Source organism: Methylobacterium sp. 001424705 (assembly GCF_059816145.1).
This window is the reverse complement of sequence record NZ_JCBANU010000011.1, coordinates 123,131-137,579: the sequence shown is the minus strand read 5'-3', so window position 1 is coordinate 137,579 and position 14,449 is coordinate 123,131. Positions and strand designations below refer to the sequence as shown.

The following is a 14,449-nucleotide window of genomic DNA, read 5'->3' as shown; positions in this document are numbered from 1 at the left end:
TGGCGCGGGCGACGGGACTCGAACCCGCGACCTCCGGCGTGACAGGCCGGCACTCTAACCGACTGAGCTACGCCCGCTTGACGTCCCGCCCCGTTTCCGGCGGTGTCGGGGGTGTAGGTTCAGCGCCCGGGGCTGTCAAGCAATCCCCGAGCGCATTCGGCCGGGAATTTCCGATCCCGCCTCGGTCGCGCGATGGAGCCCCGAGAGGCGGCATTGAAACCGCGTCGCTTTTCTGTCATAGCCCCCTCGCGTTGAACCGCCCGGCCGATCGGGCTGCCGTGGCGGTTCGTGCTGCTCCATCAGAAGCATCAACCGAGCGCATCTCTTCGATCCAGCCGGATCGGAGCCGCTGCGCGTTCAGGAGAGCCAAATGCCCAAGCTGAAAACCAAGTCGGGCGCGAAGAAGCGCTTCAAGATCACCGGCACCGGCAAGGTCATGTATGCCCAGGCCGGCAAGCGCCACGGGATGATCAAGCGGACGACGAAGCAGATCCGCAACCTGCGCGGCACCACCACCCTGTTCGAGGGCGATGCTGCCAACGTGAAGAAGTACTTCCTGCCCAACAGCCGGTAAGCCTTCACGACGCCGACACTGCTTTTTTCGTAATCCAGGAGAACTCCCATGGCCCGCGTCAAGCGCGGCGTGACCAGTCACGCGAAGCACAAGAAAGTCCTCAAGGCCGCCCGTGGTTATTACGGCCGCCGCAAGAACACGATCCGGATCGCCAAGCAGGCGGTTGAGAAGGGCATGCAGTATGCCTACCGCGATCGGAAGAACAAGAAGCGCACGTTCCGCGCCCTCTGGATCCAGCGCCTCAACGCCGCGGTCCGTGAGCATGGCCTGACCTATTCGCGTTTCATCAACGGCCTGTCGAAGTCCGGCATCGAGGTGGACCGCAAGGCCCTCTCGGAGCTCGCCATCCACGAGCCCGCCTCCTTCGCCGCCGTGGTCGAGCTGGCCAAGGCCGCCCTCCCGGCAGCCAAGGCCGCTTGAGTTAAGGCCGCCTGAGGCGAGCCCGGCTCGCCCAAGCCGGGCGCTCTTCTTCACGAAAGGCGCGGCGCCCCCGGGGAGCCGCGCCTTTCGTCTTTGTGCCCGACGATCCGGGGTTTTCGGTCCCCTGCCGCTTGCGTTGCGGCCGGGGACCGGGAAAACCCTCGCCCCGATGCCGATCGAGCCCGCCCGGTCCCGCGAGGGGCGGCGCCGCAGCCGGTGAGTGGAACCGATGACCGATCTCGACACCCTCGAAGGCGACCTGCTCCGTCAGGTCGCGGACGCCGCCGACGAGGCCGCCCTCGACGCCGTGCGCGTCGCGGCGCTCGGCAAGAAGGGGTCGGTCTCCGAACTCCTGAAGACCCTCGGGGCGATGACCCCCGACGAGCGCAAGGCGCGCGGCCCCCTCATCAACGGCCTGCGCGACCGGGTGCAGGGCGCGCTCACGGCCCGGCGGGACGCCCTGGCGGAAGCGGCCCTCGCCGCTCGCCTCGCGGCCGAGCGCATCGACGTGACCCTGCCGGTGCGCGAGGCGCCGGAGGTGCGCGGCCGCGTCCACCCGATCAGCCAGGTCATGGACGAGATCACGGCGATCTTCGCCGACATGGGCTTCTCGGTGGCGGAAGGGCCCGACATCGAGACCGACGACTACAACTTCACCGCCCTCAACTTCCCGCCCGGCCACCCGGCGCGAGAGATGCACGACACCTTCTTCCTGGCCCCCGACCGCAACGGCCAGCGCAAGGTCCTGCGCACCCACACCTCGCCGGTGCAGATCCGGACCATGCGGTCGCAGCAGCCGCCGATCCGGGTGATCTGCCCGGGCCGGACCTATCGGCACGATTCCGACCAGACCCACACGCCGATGTTCCATCAGGTCGAGGGGCTGGTGATCGACAAGGCGGCCAACATCGCCAACCTGAAATGGGTGCTGGAGGAGTTCTGCCGCACCTTCTTCGAGGTCGAGGCGGTGAAGATGCGCTTCCGCCCGTCGTTCTTCCCCTTCACCGAGCCCTCCGCGGAGGTGGACATCCAGTGCTCGCGCAAGGGCGGCGAGATCCGTTTCGGCGAGGGCACGGACTGGCTCGAGATCCTCGGCTGCGGCATGGTCCACCCCAACGTGCTGCGCAATTGCGGCCTCGATCCCGACAGCGTCCAGGGCTTCGCCTTCGGCGTCGGCATCGACCGGATCGCGATGCTGAAGTACGGGATGCCGGACCTGCGCCCCTTCTTCGAGGCGGACGTGCGCTGGCTCGATCATTACGGCTTCCGGCCCCTCGACATCCCGAGCCTGGTGGCCGGGCTGACGGGCTGATCCCCGGCTTTCGCGCGCCGGCCCCGGCCGGACGAGACCTTTTCTTTCCTGTTCGGCGCCGGCATCCCGCCCACCTGGGAGCCTCGGACGCCAGGGGATTCAAGCGATGAAACTCACCCTCTCCTGGCTCAAGGATCACCTCGACACCGAGGCGTCCCTCGACACCGTGGCCGAGACCCTGACGCGGATCGGGCTCGAGGTCGAAGGCATCGAGGACAAGGCCGCCAGCCTGAAGTCTTTCGTGATCGCCCACGTGCTCACCGCCGAGCCGCACCCGAACGCGGACCGCCTGCGCGTCTGCACGGTGGAGGCCGGCACCGGACAGCCCGTGCAGGTGGTGTGCGGCGCGCCCAACGCCCGCGCCGGGATGAAGACGGTGTTCGCCCCCCCGGGCACCTACGTGCCCGGACTCGACAAGACCCTGGCGGTGGGCACCATCCGGGGTGTCGAGAGCCTCGGCATGCTGTGCTCGGGCGCCGAGCTCGGCCTCGGCGACGAGGCCAGCGGCATCCTCGACCTGCCCGCGGATGCGCCCACGGGCCAGCCCTACGCCCTTTACGCCAAGCTCGACGACCCGGTGGTGGAGATCAACCTCACCCCGAACCGGCCCGACTGCACCGCCATCCACGGCATCGCCCGCGACCTCGCGGCGACCGGCCTCGGCGATCTCAAGCGCCCGCCCCAGCCGCCGGTGCGCGGGGAGGGCGCCTGCCCGGTGCCCGTCACCCTCGATTTCGCGGCGCCCGATGCGGGCCTCTGCCCCTACTTCACCCTGCGCCTCGTGCGCGGCGTCAAGAACGGCCCCTCGCCGGACTGGATGCAGGCGCGCCTGCGAGCGCTCGGCCTGCGCCCGATCAACGCGCTCGTGGACATCACCAACTACCTGACCTTCGACCGCGGCCGGCCCCTCCACGTCTTCGACGCCGCCAAGGTGGCGGGCGGCCTCGTGGTCCGCCGCGCCCGCGACGGCGAGACCCTGAAGGCCCTCGACGGCAAGACCTACGCGCTGACCGGCGACACCGTCGTCATCGCCGACGACAAGGGCGTCGAGTCCATCGGCGGCATCATCGGCGGCGAGGCCTCGGGCTGCGACGACGGGACCACCGACGTGCTCATCGAATCGGCCCTGTGGGACCCGGTGAACATCGCCCAGTCCGGCCGCCGCCTCGGAATCATCACCGACGCCCGCTACCGCTTCGAGCGCGGCGTCGATCCGGCCTTCACCCTGCCGGGCCTCGACCTCGCCACCCGCCTCGTCCTGGAGATCTGCGGCGGCAGCCCGAGCCAGCCCGTGATCATGGGCGAGCCGCCCCAGACCGAGCGCGTCATCGACTTCCCCTGGACCGAGACCCGGCGTCTCGCCGGGATCGAGCTCTCCCGAGCCGAGATGAAGGTCACGCTGGAGGCCCTCGGCTTCCACGTCGCCGGCTCGGGCGACCGGGTGAAGGTGCTCACCCCCTCCTGGCGGCCGGACGTCGAGGGCAAGGCCGATCTCGTCGAGGAGATCATCCGCATCGCCGGCCTCGACCGCATCGAGCCCAAGCCCCTGCCGCGCATCGAGGCGGCGGTGGGCAAGCCGGTGCTGACCGTGTTGCAGAAGCGCACGCGCCTCGCCAAGCGGGCGCTGGCCAGCCGCGGCCTCGTCGAGGCCGTGACCTGGTCGTTCATTCCGCACGACGACGCGGTCCTGTTCGGCGGCGGGGGCGCCGACCTCGCCCTGGCCAACCCGATCGCGGCCGATCTCTCCGACATGCGCCCGAGCCTCGTGCCCGGCCTGCTGCGCGCCGCCCAGCGCAACGCCGACCGCGGCAGCCCGGACGTCGCCCTGTTCGAGGTCGGCCAGTGCTTCGCCACCGATCAGCCGGAGGGGCAGACCATCCGGGCCGCTGCCATCCGCCGCGGCACCGCCACCCAGGCGGGCGCGGGCCGGCACTGGGACGGACGCACCGACGGCGTCGATGCCTTCGACGCCAAGGCCGACGCCCTGGCCCTGCTCGCCGCCTTCGGCATTCCCACCGGCGGCCTGCAGGTCGTGGCCGGCAGCCCGGACTGGCTGCATCCCGGCCGTTCCGGTACCCTGCAGTTCGGCCCCAAGAACCCGGTCGGGTTCTTCGGCGAGGTCCATCCCCGCGTGATGAAGGCCCTCGACCTCAAGGGCCAGCTCGTCGCCTTCGAGATCACCCTCGACGCGGTGCCCCTGCCGAAATACCGTCCCACCAAGGTCAAGCCGGCGCTGGCCCTGTCGGACTTCCAGCCGATCTCCCGCGACTTCGCCTTCGTGGTCGGCCGCGACGTGGCGGCCGGGGACGTGGTCAAGGCCGCGCAGGCCGCCGAGCGCAAGCTCATCGCCGGCATCGACGTGTTCGACCTCTACGAGGGCGTCGGCATTCCGGAGGGCGCGAAGTCGGTGGCGATCGCGGTCCGCCTTCAGCCGGTGGACCGAACCCTCACCGATGCGGAGATCGAGGCCGTCAGCGCCCGGATCGTCGCCGAGGTCGCGCGCAAGACCGGGGCGACCCTTCGCTCCTGACAGGAGAGACCACCCATGCTCGATGCGGACCTCGTCGCCGCCCTCTCGGCCGCCAAGTACCTCCCGGCGCCCGAGATGCGCGCGGCCCTCGCGGAGCCGGATCGCATCGCCGACGCGGTGCTCGCGGTCCTCGATCGGGCCGCCCGGGAGCCGGACCTGGAGGAGGCCGAGGCCGACCTCCTGTTCTGGGGCCTGCACGTCCTCGCCGCGGCCCGGGACAGCCGGGTCTACCGGCCGCTGATCCGGCTGCTGGCCCTGGACGGCGAGACCCTCGACATCCTCCTCGGCGACGCGGTGACGACGACCCTGACCCGGATCCTTGTCAGCGTCTTCGACGGGGACGCGGCTCCCCTCGGCGCCCTGCTGGTCGACAGCACCGTCGACGACGCCGTGCGGAACGAGGCCTTCGCCGCCCTGGCCTACCTGACCCAGACCGGCCGCATCCCGCCACAGGAAACCCACGACCTCCTGGTCCGCTTCGACAACAAGCGGGCCGCCGTCGAGGGCGACCTCGCCTGGGCCGGCTGGGAGGAGGCGATCGCCCTTCTGGGCCTGCGCGACCTGGGGGGGCGCGTCCTCGCCGCCCGCCGGGACGGGCGGCTCACCGAGTCGAACAGCGATCCGACCTGGTTCCCCAGGGCCCTGCGCGAGGCGGAGGCGGAGGGCGACGACCTCGGCCGCTTCGATCCCCTGCGCTTCGGCCCCCTCGAAGACCCCCTGGCGGACCTCGCCTGGACGGCGGAGGGCTTCGGCCAGCCGGTGCGCAATCCCCTGAAGCATGTCGGCCGCAACGACCCGTGCCCCTGCGGCAGCGGCAAGAAGTTCAAGAAATGCTGCCTCGACAAGGCCGTCGCCTGACGGGGGCTCGCGGGGCAAATGGCGCCGCTCCGCCGGGTGCCCCGCGACCACGCGGACGCGCCGCCGCGGTCCGGTCCGGTGCGCGAACGGAACCCGGAAATCCACCTTGGTTAATCCCGGGCTCGCGCAATGCTCGCATGGTCAGGCCCCTTTTTAATCCCTGCCGAACCGAACAAAATACCAGCATAGCTCGGTGCGATTCCGGCGTTTCAGCCTGGGCCGGCCCTTGTGCGGGGCAGCGTGACCGAACATATTTCGCCCTGAGGCGTCGCTTGGCGCCAAGAGGTCCTGTGCGTGAGCCTCATTCCGAAATCACACGCTGAGAGAGCTTCCAAGGGAAACTCCCATGGCATTCGATAACAGCCCCTTCCGGTATGGCGCCCAGCCGACCGGGTACGCCGGCAGCCAGGTCGAGATCGACCAGGGCCTGCGGACCTTCATGCTCGGCGTCTACAACAACATGGTCATCGGCCTCGGGATCTCCGGTCTCGTGGCGCTCGGCCTCAACATGGCCGCCGTCGCGCAGACGGCGACCGGCCGCGTCGCCCTGACGCCGTTCGGCCAGCTGCTCTACACCAGCCCGCTGAAGTGGGTCGTCATGCTGGCGCCGCTCGCCTTCATCTTCATCTTCTCGATGCGGATGGAACGGATGTCCGCGGCCTCGGCGCGCCTGACCTTCTTCGCCTTCGCGGCGGTGATGGGCGCCTCGATGTCCTCGCTCCTGCTCGTCTTCACGGGCGCGAGCGTTGTGCGGGTGTTCTTCATCACGGCGGCGACCTTCGGCGGTCTCAGCCTCTACGGCTACAGCACCAAGCGCAGCCTGTCGGGCATGGGCTCGTTCCTGATCATGGGCCTGATCGGCCTCATCATCGCCTCGCTGGTGAACATCTTCCTCGCCTCTTCGGCGCTTCAGTTCGCGATCTCGGTGATCGGCGTGCTGATCTTTGCGGGCCTCACCGCCTACGACACGCAGAAGCTCAAGGAGATGTTCCTCTACAGCGGCGCCGATGCCGAGGGTGCGGCCAAGCTGTCGGTGAACGGCGCCCTGACCCTGTACCTGGACTTCATCAACATGTTCCAGATGCTGCTCTCGCTCCTCGGCGACCGTCGCTGAGCGAACCCGGTCTCTCGGAGGCGTGACGAAAAGGCCCCGGCGGGACACCGCCGGGGCCTTTTTCACGGGCTAAGTGCCGGGGCCCGGTCGCCACGCGGGCGCGATCACACCGCCCGCAGCGGTGGCTCCAGGACGGCCAGGACGCGGGCGAGGTCGGTGCCGCGCTTCATCACGAGGCCAGAGGCCGCCACCACGGCGTAGGCGCCCTGGCGCCGGGCGAGCTTGGGGTCCTTCTCGACCCGGTAGAGGGGCATCTCGGAGCTGCGCCGGTAGATCGAGAACACCGCCTTGTCGCGCCGGAAATCGAGGGCGTAGTCGCGCCACTCGCCCTGCGACACCATCCGTCCGTAGAGGTTGAAGAGAACGCGCAGTTCGGCGCGGTCGAAGGCGATCTGGGGCTGCACCGGCGCGGTCGGGAAGGGGATGACCCGGGCGGCGGCCTCGGGCGATCGCGAATCGGCACCGGTTCTCTCGCTCATCGTCACTCCTGTCCCGGACTGGTCCCTCATGATGGTGCTGGGCCCTCCTCGCGGCAAGGGCGGCGACTCCCGCTCGGCACGGACACACATCACCACGATTTCGCCGCCATGAGGCCCAGCGTCGGCCTTGATGGAGAGTAACACCTGTGGCCGAAACTTCGTCGATCCCGTTCCGGCGCGGCGTCCGATCTCCACGGCTCCCCAGCTCTTCGGACGGCGCCCGATTCGGCGGGACCGGCACTCCAGAGGTTTCGAGACCCAAGGACTTCAGGCCGCCTCTTCGGAGCGCGGCCCTTTTTTTGGCCCGCGCCCGCGGAACGGATGCCGGCGCGGGCCCGTCCCTCGGTGATCTACCCGACAGAACCCGCGATCCTGCGAGGCACTTCTCCACAAAGTAGCCGAGGCGAGGACAGCGAGGCACCCGAGTGGCGCGCTATTATTTCGACATTCACGACGGCCGCGCGTTCGTCCCGGATCCGATCGGCCAGGATTGCGTCGACGCCGACCATGTCCGCCGCGAAGCGATGCGCGCCTTGCCGGAGATCGCGCGGGACGCGATCCCCCAGCGCGGGGCCGATGCCCAGGCCTTCAAGGTCGTCGTTCGCAACACGGACAGCGCGGCGGTCTACACCGCGACCCTGACCTTTTCGGGCTCGTGGGTGAGCCCTGGGGAGCGGCCGGACGAGCCTACGCCGTGAGGGCCGGATGCCGGCCGGCGGCGGCTTCGTCGCCCTGGCGCCGGTGCCGAGGAGGCGGCCGGAGCGTCGGATCCCGGCAGGTCTCATGCGGCAGGTCTCGTGTGGAAGATCTCGCCCGACAGATCTTGCGTGACAGAACTTGCGCGAAAACTCTGCCGCGCGGAGAAACTCCGTCTATGAAGGGGTGAATTTACCGCCGGGGACGGGTCTTGGTCAGCTTCGATGCCGAGTTTCGCCAGACGCTCGCGACCCTGTTCGCCTGGCGCCGCGACGTGCGCCGGTTCCGAACCGATCCGGTGGACGAGGCGCTGCTGCGCGGCTGCCTCGATCTCGCGTGCTTCAGTCCGTCCGTCGGCAACAGCCAGCCCTGGCGCTTCGTGCGGGTCGCGGAGCCGGCGCGCCGGGCCCGGGTGCTCGCCAGCTTCGAGCGCTGCAACGCCGCCGCCGCCGAGGCCTACGCGGCCGAGCAGCGGGAAGCCTATGTCCGCCTGAAGCTCGCCGGCCTGCGCGAGGCCCCGGTCCATCTCGCGGTGTTCTGCGACGAGGCCACCGCCACCGGGCATGGCCTTGGGCGCGCGACCATGCCGGAGATGCTGCGCTACTCCGTGGTTACCGCCGTCCAGACCTTCTGGCTCGCCGCCCGGGCCCATGGCCTCGGCGTGGGCTGGGTCTCCATCCTCGAGCCCGGCACGGTCTGCGAGATCCTGGAGGTGCCCTGCACCTGGAGCCTCGTCGCCTATCTCTGCGTCGGCTTTCCCGTGGAGGAACACGAGGACCCGGAACTCGTACGCCATGGCTGGCAGCAGCGCCTGGGCACCGGAATGCCCCTGATCGAGCGCTGACCCTCCGGGACCTGACAGAGTCAAGGAAGTCCGAAGGCGAAGCGCGAGCTTTGTTGGGATTTCGCGGGCCGTGCTTTACCGCGCTGCCGGAATCCTGCGTATTGTCCGCGCTCCTCTGCTTCGTTTTACCGGAACGAGAACCTGCCTGCGCGCTTGATGCTCGGGCAAACGGTCACGCTTTCGGAGAGACAGGTCATGGTTCGGCACGGCACGGTTCACCCTCGCGCAGGGGCTGCGGCGGTCCTTGGCGCTGCCCTCGGTGCAACGCTCCTGGGGGCACCCGCCCAGGCCCGGGAGGTCGTGGCCTTCCACGACGGCGTGATGCCGGGCTCGATCATCGTGCGCACCACCGAGCGCCGGCTCTACCTCGTCAACGGCGACGGTACGGCGATCCGCTACCCCGTCGCGGTCGGCAAGCCCGGCAAGCAGTGGAGCGGCGCCACCCAGATCGACGGCAAGTACGTGGAGCCGGCCTGGTCGCCGCCGCGGGAGGTCAAGCGCGACAACCCCCGTCTGCCCGCCGTCATCGCCGGCGGCTCGCCCTCCAACCCGATGGGCGTCGCGGCGATGACCCTGGCCGGCGGCGAGTACGCCATTCACGGCACCAACCGGCCGAGCTCGATCGGCACCTACGCGTCCTACGGCTGCATCCGGATGTACAACCAGGACATCGCCGACCTCTACGAACGCGTCTCGGTGGGCACGCAGGTCTACGTCACCCGCTAGCGTTCGTTGGGGATCGGGGGAAACCGGTTATCCCGAAAAGACAAACGGCAAGACAGGGCTCTCGGACTGGACACCCGCGCGACCTCGAAACGACCGCGCGGGTCTTCCATGGGGTTGTTAGCGCGCCGGCGGCGCCGTCGCTTCGATGGCCGTGAAGACCTCGAGGATACGGTAGGTATGCTCGGCGCCCTCCGGCACCAGCCAGGAATCGCCGGGCTCGAGCAGCACCGTCTCGCCCTCGACGATCAGCTCCGCCCGGCCGGCGATCACGTAGCCGACCGTCTCGTAGGGGCGCTTGGCCATGGGCTTGTCGGCGCTGGGTGCTTCGTCGCGCCACATCCGCATCGCGACCACCTGCCCGCGGGCCAGGGCGACCTCGCCGTGCGGACCCGCGCCCGCAGTCTTGCTCGAAACCTTGATCGCCATCGTCGTGCTCCTTGGCGTGTGTCCGTGGCCGGAACAACGGGAGGGGATCGCCGCCGTTCCGGCGACGAAACGCCCTCGGAGTTTGTCAGGGATCAGTGGAAACCGGTGATCCCGGAACGACGAACGACGAGAAGGGCCTCGCGGGTCCGTCAGGTTCGGGATGAACCCGACAGGGTCTAGAAGTCGACGGCGATACCCTTGATCTCCCAGTCGTCGTAGCGCACCGGCTCCAGGCCGCCCCGGCCCTGTCGCTCCCGCTTCGCCGCGATCGCGGCGGCATGGGCATCGATCGCCGCCCGCCGCTCCGCCGCCTCCGCCAGCGCCCGCGCCGCCTCCGGCGTCAGGGCCCGGCCCTTGACCGGAGCCTCATCCGCAGCGTTTTCCGTCGGTTCCGGGCTGGTCATGGCTTGCATCTCGGTGTCACGGGTGGAAGGGCATTGAAGGGAGGCCCGCCGTGCGCGGGCTCATGCTTCAGGAAGTGGCACTCATGGCGACACGCCGCAACACGGATGCGCCGACGGCGCCGATCGATCGCGGCGTCGCCGGGCTGGCCGCCCGTCAGGTCGCGCACAGCGCGGTGGCCGACCTCATCGGCAAGACCCGCGGCTTCGCCCTTGAGGATGCCCTGGCGCAGGCCAGCCGGAACGCAGGCCTCGACGCCGCCGATGCGGGCCTCGCCCGCGCCATCGCCACCGCGACCTTCCGGCGCCTCGGCTTCCTCCGCCGGGTGCTCGCCGCCCGCATGTCGCAGGGGCTATCCGAGGACCAGCCACGCCTCGTGGCGCTCCTGGCCACCGGCGCCGTCCAGATCCTCGATCTGAACGTCCCCGACCACGCCGCCGTCGACCTCGGCGTGCGCCTCGCCAAGGCCGATCCGCAGCTCCAGCACCTGTCCGGCCTCGTGAATGCGGTCCTGCGCCGGATCGTGCGCGAGCGGTCCGAGATCGTGGCCGATCCCGGCGATCCCCTGGCCGACAACACCCCCGACTGGCTCGCCCGGCGCTGGCGCGCCGCCTACGGCGAGGAGACGGCCCGCGCCATCGCGGCGGCGCATCTCCAGGGCGCGGCCCTCGACATCACGGTGCGGGGCTCGGCGGCCGAATGGGCGGAACGCCTCGGCGGCGTGGCCCTGCCGACCGGCAGCGTGCGCCTGCACGACGTCCACGCCGCCGTCGCGGACCTGCCGGGCTATGCCGAGGGCCAGTGGTGGGTGCAGGACGCCGCCGCGGCCCTGCCGGCCCGGCTCCTCGCCGTCCGCCCCGGCGAGCGGGTCGCCGATCTCTGTGCCGCCCCCGGCGGCAAGACCGCACAGCTCGCCGCTGCGGGGGCGTCCGTGCTCGCCGTGGACCGGTCGAGCCCTCGTTTGGAGCGCCTGTCGCAGAATTTCGCCCGGCTCGGATTGGAGGCGGAGATCCGGGTCGGCGATGCCCTGGCACTAACCGACGACGGGGCCTTCGATGCCGTCCTCCTGGATGCGCCCTGCTCGGCCACCGGTACCCTGCGGCGGCACCCCGACGTGGCCTGGACCAAGACCGAGAGCGACATCAGTCGCCTGATCGGCCTGCAGAAACGCCTGTTCGACAAGGCCGCCGCCCTGGTACGCCCCGGCGGACGCCTCGTCTACTGCACCTGCTCCCTGGAGCGGGAGGAGGGGGAGTATCAGGTCGCGACCTTCCTGACCCGCAACCCGGATTTCGAGCGGGTCCCCGTCGAGGCCTCCGAACTCGGTGGCCTGTCGGAGCCGATCGATGCCGCCGGCGACCTGCGGACCCTACCCGCCCACCTCCACGGCACCACACCGGATCGAAGCGGCGGTCTCGACGGCTTCTTCGCAAGCCGGCTGCGCCGAAAGACCTGAGCGATGGGCTCGCTCCGGCTCGGCGGCGCCCGTCACGGAGCGGCACCGGTCCTGTTCCTGCTGGGATCGCTCGCCGTCGGGGCCATGCCCGCCCGGGCGCAGGTGGATCTCCGCATCCTGCCGCCGAAGCCGGCCTACGTGCGCAATCCCGCCTGTGCGCCGGTGGCGACCAGCATCCCCTTCGCGGAGCACGAGGGGACACGCGATGTCGGATTGTCGCCATCGCCGCGTGAGATGCCGCTGAATCAGGGCGAGAGCGCGATCTGCTTCGCCTACGCCACCGCCGACATGATTTCGCATCGGCTTGGGCGCCAGATCGCCCCCCTCGATGTCGCCACGAAATACTACTTCGCCGATCCCGAGCGCCTGACGGCCATCCCGGCCCTGCGCCGGCACCTGAAGGCACACCCGAACTGGCGCGCCGACATCGCCTGGAGCCGCAACGCCGCCGAAATGTCGCCGGCCGGCAACCCGAAGCTGCTGCCCTACTTCGACAAGATTGAGGGCGGCGAGGAGGATACGGCCGCGCTCCTCTACAACATCGGCGGCCTCTGCGAGGATCGCGATCTGCCCTCCAACGACGGCTATCGCTACGCTGCGTCGACCCTGCATCGCCTGCGCTATCGCAGCCGCCTGGCGCCCCGGCCGATGAGCTTCCGCAGCCTCGCCGGCACGGTCCCCCATCTTCGCCACCCTCAGACCGATACCTTCAATGCGGGCTGGATCGCGCATGTGGACGCACGCTGCCGACGGGTCGGCCTGCCCGTGCCTCTGCTTCCGGTGTCCTATCGGCTGGCAGCCAATCAGGCCGAGTTCGTGGAGATGCGGGATTCGGGGACGCCCCCGAGCCCGCGGGCGATCAGCCGGATCCTGGCGATGATCGATTACGCCCTGGACCACGGTCGCGTGCCCACCATCGGCTACAGCTGGTACCTGCTGGAGGATCGCGATCCCAAGGACCCGGATCTCCACGCGGATCACGCCAGTCCGGTCATCGGGCGGCGAAACGTCGGCGGTCGCTGCCAATATCGGGTGCAGGACAACACCGGCGAATACTGCGCCCGCATGCGACCCGGCATGCGCGAGGCCTGCGAGAACGGCCGCGTTTGGGTCGACGAGGAGGCCCTGCGCCGGACCCTCTACAGCGTCACATACCTGCGCTGAGCGATCATTCGCCGAGGTGGAAACAAACCCCCGCCGTGGCCGTTGCCTCGTTAACCATGAGGGAGCCGATCATGTCGTCACGCTGGATGACCCTGAAGGACATCGCCGAGTCCCGCAGCATCAGTCTCGATCAGGCGCGCATCTGGGTCGATGCCGCGCACTGCCCGCGGGTCTTCCGCGCCGACGCCACGCTCTACCTCGTCTAGGTCCAGCCGAGACGTCAGAGGCGCCGGTCGAGCCTCAGGATGCGGCAGGGCTCCCCGGCCCTGGCAGCCGGGGCATGGGGCGCGCGGATCAGCAGCGCTTCGGCCGCTCCCAGGACGAAGAGCATCGAGGAATCCTGGCGGTTCTCGGGGTAGACCACCGGGAGGCGGTCGGGCGCCGTCTCAATCCGCGACCGGAGATAATCCTGGCGCAGGTCGTTCTCGGACAGGTCGCAGCCCAGGATCGCCGGCTCGGACAGGTCCGCCGACGCCCGCGGATCGCCCAGCAATGCGCGGATCGCCGGAACCACGAACAGCAATCCGCAGACCACCGAGGCCACGGGATTGCCGGGCAGGCCGAGCACGGCCATCCGGCCGAGGCGCCCGTGCATCAGGGGTTTGCCGGGCCGCAGCGCGACGCGCCAGAATCCGAGTTCGAGGCCACGGCTGCGCAGGGCCGATTGCACGAGGTCGTGGTCGCCGACCGAGGCCCCGCCCAGCGTGATCAGGAGGTCCGCGTCGGCCGCCACCGCGCGCAGGATCGCGTCGTCCAGGGCCGCGAGGGTGTCGCCGGCGATTCCGAGATCGATGGCCTCCGCGCCCGCCTCCCGAACCAGGGCCGCGACGGCCAGCCCGTTCGAGGCGACGATCTGGTCCCATCGCGCCGGTTGCCCGGGGGCCACCAACTCGTCCCCCGTGGCGAGGATGGCCACCCGTGGGCGCCGCCGGACGCAGAGTTGGCCGTGGCCTCCGGCGGCCGCGAGGGCGATGCGGCGCGGATCCAGCGCGTCGCCGGCGGCGAGCAGGCGATCGTCCACGCGGAAATCGAGGCCGCTCGGGCGGATGAAGCGGCCCGCGGGCACGGAATTCCGCCCGGTCACGCAGTCGGATGTCGCCTCGGCGTTCTCCTGGATCAGGATCGCGTCGGCCCCCTCCGGCACCGGCGCACCGGTGAAGATCCGCACGGCCTCACCGGGTCCCACCACACCGGCGAAACCGTGCCCGGCGGCACTGATCCCGATGAGCCGCAGGGTGGCGGGCGCGTCCGCGAGGTCGGCGCTGCGGACCGCGTAACCGTCCATGGCCGAGGCGGGGAAGGGCGGTTGCGTCCGGGTGGCCCGCACCTCCGCCGCCAGCGTACGCCCGGCGGCCTGCCCGATCGCGACGGTCTCCGTCTCGACCGGACCCGGAATGCCTTCGAGAACCCGCGACAGCGCCTCGGCGACCGGGATCATGCCCGCGGAC

At 70.3% G+C, this 14,449-nt stretch carries 16 protein-coding genes and 1 tRNA gene; 12 read left to right on the top strand and 5 right to left on the bottom strand.

Annotated features, from left to right (window positions below):
* Window positions 1-77, bottom strand: a tRNA-Asp gene (locus AC6EUL_RS10850).
* Between the two features lie 293 nt (window positions 78-370).
* Between AC6EUL_RS10850 and rpmI the strand changes: the two genes are divergently transcribed.
* From rpmI to AC6EUL_RS10820, 6 genes are all read left to right on the top strand, one after another.
* Entirely contained in the window at window positions 371-574 is a 204-nt protein-coding gene (rpmI, locus tag AC6EUL_RS10845) for a 50S ribosomal protein L35 (RefSeq protein WP_018044555.1), read from the top strand.
* Window positions 575-622: 48 nt separating this feature from the next.
* Window positions 623-994 carry a 50S ribosomal protein L20 gene (gene rplT, locus AC6EUL_RS10840; protein ID WP_055955353.1) on the top strand — a complete coding sequence of 124 codons (372 nt, stop codon included), beginning with the start codon at window positions 623-625 and terminating at the stop codon, window positions 992-994.
* A gap of 229 nt (window positions 995-1,223) precedes the next feature.
* Complete coding sequence (gene pheS, locus AC6EUL_RS10835) at window positions 1,224-2,306, top strand: phenylalanine--tRNA ligase subunit alpha (RefSeq protein WP_056216769.1); 1,083 nt, start codon at window positions 1,224-1,226, stop codon at window positions 2,304-2,306.
* 106 nt (window positions 2,307-2,412) lie between these two features.
* Window positions 2,413-4,836: a phenylalanine--tRNA ligase subunit beta gene (gene pheT / locus AC6EUL_RS10830; RefSeq protein WP_499870057.1), complete on the top strand. Its 2,424-nt coding sequence runs from the start codon at window positions 2,413-2,415 to the stop codon at window positions 4,834-4,836.
* Window positions 4,837-4,851: 15 nt separating this feature from the next.
* Window positions 4,852-5,694: a DUF1186 domain-containing protein gene (locus AC6EUL_RS10825; RefSeq protein ID WP_499870056.1), complete on the top strand. Its 843-nt coding sequence runs from the start codon at window positions 4,852-4,854 to the stop codon at window positions 5,692-5,694.
* A 346-nt stretch (window positions 5,695-6,040) separates the two neighbouring features.
* Entirely contained in the window at window positions 6,041-6,808 is a 768-nt protein-coding gene (locus AC6EUL_RS10820; protein WP_056216778.1) for a Bax inhibitor-1/YccA family protein, read from the top strand.
* 104 nt (window positions 6,809-6,912) lie between these two features.
* Here the strand turns inward: AC6EUL_RS10820 and AC6EUL_RS10815 are convergent, their stop codons facing one another.
* Window positions 6,913-7,287 (bottom strand): DUF2794 domain-containing protein, encoded by a 375-nt coding sequence (locus AC6EUL_RS10815; protein ID WP_056216782.1) that lies wholly within the window; start codon window positions 7,285-7,287, stop codon window positions 6,913-6,915.
* Between the two features lie 425 nt (window positions 7,288-7,712).
* Between AC6EUL_RS10815 and AC6EUL_RS10810 the strand changes: the two genes are divergently transcribed.
* From AC6EUL_RS10810 to AC6EUL_RS10800, 3 genes are all read left to right on the top strand, one after another.
* Window positions 7,713-7,985 carry a DUF6894 family protein gene (locus AC6EUL_RS10810; RefSeq protein ID WP_056269930.1) on the top strand — a complete coding sequence of 91 codons (273 nt, stop codon included), beginning with the start codon at window positions 7,713-7,715 and terminating at the stop codon, window positions 7,983-7,985.
* Between the two features lie 209 nt (window positions 7,986-8,194).
* Window positions 8,195-8,827 carry a 5,6-dimethylbenzimidazole synthase gene (gene bluB / locus AC6EUL_RS10805; protein WP_244472608.1) on the top strand — a complete coding sequence of 211 codons (633 nt, stop codon included), beginning with the start codon at window positions 8,195-8,197 and terminating at the stop codon, window positions 8,825-8,827.
* A gap of 195 nt (window positions 8,828-9,022) precedes the next feature.
* The gene (locus tag AC6EUL_RS10800) at window positions 9,023-9,553 is read left to right on the top strand and encodes a L,D-transpeptidase (protein WP_056382547.1); all 531 of its coding nucleotides are present in this window, start codon (window positions 9,023-9,025) and stop codon (window positions 9,551-9,553) included.
* A 117-nt stretch (window positions 9,554-9,670) separates the two neighbouring features.
* On the opposite strand, the gene AC6EUL_RS10795 is transcribed toward AC6EUL_RS10800, so the two are convergent.
* Together AC6EUL_RS10795 and AC6EUL_RS10790 are read right to left on the bottom strand one after the other, a co-directional pair.
* Window positions 9,671-9,979 (bottom strand): cupin domain-containing protein, encoded by a 309-nt coding sequence (locus AC6EUL_RS10795; RefSeq protein ID WP_056382545.1) that lies wholly within the window; start codon window positions 9,977-9,979, stop codon window positions 9,671-9,673.
* A 176-nt stretch (window positions 9,980-10,155) separates the two neighbouring features.
* A complete protein-coding gene (locus AC6EUL_RS10790; RefSeq protein WP_056350532.1) occupies window positions 10,156-10,383 on the bottom strand; it encodes a DUF1674 domain-containing protein in 228 nt (75 codons plus the stop codon).
* Between the two features lie 83 nt (window positions 10,384-10,466).
* Between AC6EUL_RS10790 and AC6EUL_RS10785 the strand changes: the two genes are divergently transcribed.
* From AC6EUL_RS10785 to AC6EUL_RS10775, 3 genes are all read left to right on the top strand, one after another.
* Window positions 10,467-11,837, top strand: coding sequence for an RsmB/NOP family class I SAM-dependent RNA methyltransferase (locus AC6EUL_RS10785; protein ID WP_499870055.1), 1,371 nt, complete (start codon window positions 10,467-10,469; stop codon window positions 11,835-11,837).
* A gap of 3 nt (window positions 11,838-11,840) precedes the next feature.
* A complete protein-coding gene (locus tag AC6EUL_RS10780) occupies window positions 11,841-13,001 on the top strand; it encodes a hypothetical protein (RefSeq protein ID WP_499870054.1) in 1,161 nt (386 codons plus the stop codon).
* Between the two features lie 71 nt (window positions 13,002-13,072).
* Window positions 13,073-13,207: a hypothetical protein gene (locus AC6EUL_RS10775; protein ID WP_280138118.1), complete on the top strand. Its 135-nt coding sequence runs from the start codon at window positions 13,073-13,075 to the stop codon at window positions 13,205-13,207.
* Window positions 13,208-13,221: 14 nt separating this feature from the next.
* Here AC6EUL_RS10775 and AC6EUL_RS10770 read toward each other — a convergent pair whose 3' ends face one another.
* A complete protein-coding gene (locus AC6EUL_RS10770; protein ID WP_499870053.1) occupies window positions 13,222-14,439 on the bottom strand; it encodes a molybdopterin molybdotransferase MoeA in 1,218 nt (405 codons plus the stop codon).
* Window positions 14,440-14,449: the final 10 nt, after the last annotated feature.

What these genes read in the sequence shown, in the direction of transcription:
- AC6EUL_RS10785 (WP_499870055.1), top strand. Translation starts at nt 10,467, where the DNA reads ATGGCGACACGCCGCAACACGGATGCGCCGACGGCGCCGATCGATCGC.
- rpmI (WP_018044555.1), top strand. Translation starts at nt 371, where the DNA reads ATGCCCAAGCTGAAAACCAAGTCGGGCGCGAAGAAGCGCTTCAAGATC.
- AC6EUL_RS10800 (WP_056382547.1), top strand. Translation starts at nt 9,023, where the DNA reads ATGGTTCGGCACGGCACGGTTCACCCTCGCGCAGGGGCTGCGGCGGTC.
- AC6EUL_RS10815 (WP_056216782.1), bottom strand. Translation starts at nt 7,287, where the DNA reads ATGAGCGAGAGAACCGGTGCCGATTCGCGATCGCCCGAGGCCGCCGCC.
- rplT (WP_055955353.1), top strand. Translation starts at nt 623, where the DNA reads ATGGCCCGCGTCAAGCGCGGCGTGACCAGTCACGCGAAGCACAAGAAA.
- AC6EUL_RS10820 (WP_056216778.1), top strand. Translation starts at nt 6,041, where the DNA reads ATGGCATTCGATAACAGCCCCTTCCGGTATGGCGCCCAGCCGACCGGG.
- AC6EUL_RS10825 (WP_499870056.1), top strand. Translation starts at nt 4,852, where the DNA reads ATGCTCGATGCGGACCTCGTCGCCGCCCTCTCGGCCGCCAAGTACCTC.
- pheS (WP_056216769.1), top strand. Translation starts at nt 1,224, where the DNA reads ATGACCGATCTCGACACCCTCGAAGGCGACCTGCTCCGTCAGGTCGCG.
- pheT (WP_499870057.1), top strand. Translation starts at nt 2,413, where the DNA reads ATGAAACTCACCCTCTCCTGGCTCAAGGATCACCTCGACACCGAGGCG.
- AC6EUL_RS10790 (WP_056350532.1), bottom strand. Translation starts at nt 10,383, where the DNA reads ATGACCAGCCCGGAACCGACGGAAAACGCTGCGGATGAGGCTCCGGTC.
- AC6EUL_RS10770 (WP_499870053.1), bottom strand. Translation starts at nt 14,439, where the DNA reads ATGATCCCGGTCGCCGAGGCGCTGTCGCGGGTTCTCGAAGGCATTCCG.
- AC6EUL_RS10795 (WP_056382545.1), bottom strand. Translation starts at nt 9,979, where the DNA reads ATGGCGATCAAGGTTTCGAGCAAGACTGCGGGCGCGGGTCCGCACGGC.
- AC6EUL_RS10775 (WP_280138118.1), top strand. Translation starts at nt 13,073, where the DNA reads ATGTCGTCACGCTGGATGACCCTGAAGGACATCGCCGAGTCCCGCAGC.
- AC6EUL_RS10780 (WP_499870054.1), top strand. Translation starts at nt 11,841, where the DNA reads ATGGGCTCGCTCCGGCTCGGCGGCGCCCGTCACGGAGCGGCACCGGTC.